We start from the raw sequence: 537 nt of genomic DNA on the forward strand, positions 1-537 counted from the left end.
CCGGACCCAACCCCCGAGCCGGACCCAACCCCCGAATCGGACCCGAACCCCAACCCACCACCCAGCTCCCGCACCACCCCCACATCATCCAAAACACACACCACACCCACCTCATCAAGCATCCCCCGCACACGCCCCACCGGATACGACACATCAACCGGCACATACGCAGCACCACTCCTGAGCACCGCAAGCAACGCCACCACCAACTCAACCGAACGCGGCAACGCCACCCCCACCACACGCTCCGGCCCCGCACCCCTCCCCACCAGAACACCCGCCAACCGACCCACCCACACATCAAGCTCCGCATACGACAACACCACCTCCCCCGCAACCACCGCCACCGCACCCGGCGAACGCACCACCTGCGCCGCAAACAACTCCGGCAACGTCACCCCGGGCAACGCCCGAACACCACCACCCCAACCCCCCAACACCAACCCACGCTCCACCTCACCCAGAACAGGAAGATCCCCCACCCTGAGCGACGCATCAACCGCCACCGCCCCCAACAACCGCACGAAACGGTCGGCC

Annotated in this window: 1 protein-coding gene; it reads right to left on the reverse strand. The window is 66.9% G+C overall.

Annotation, left to right across the window (positions count from 1 at the left end):
* On the reverse strand, positions 1–537 hold a 537-nt coding region (locus IE313_RS34775; RefSeq protein ID WP_189939384.1), incomplete at both ends, for an AMP-binding protein.

The organism is Streptomyces sulfonofaciens, from assembly GCF_014656295.1.
GTDB lineage: Bacteria > Actinomycetota > Actinomycetes > Streptomycetales > Streptomycetaceae > Streptomyces > Streptomyces sulfonofaciens.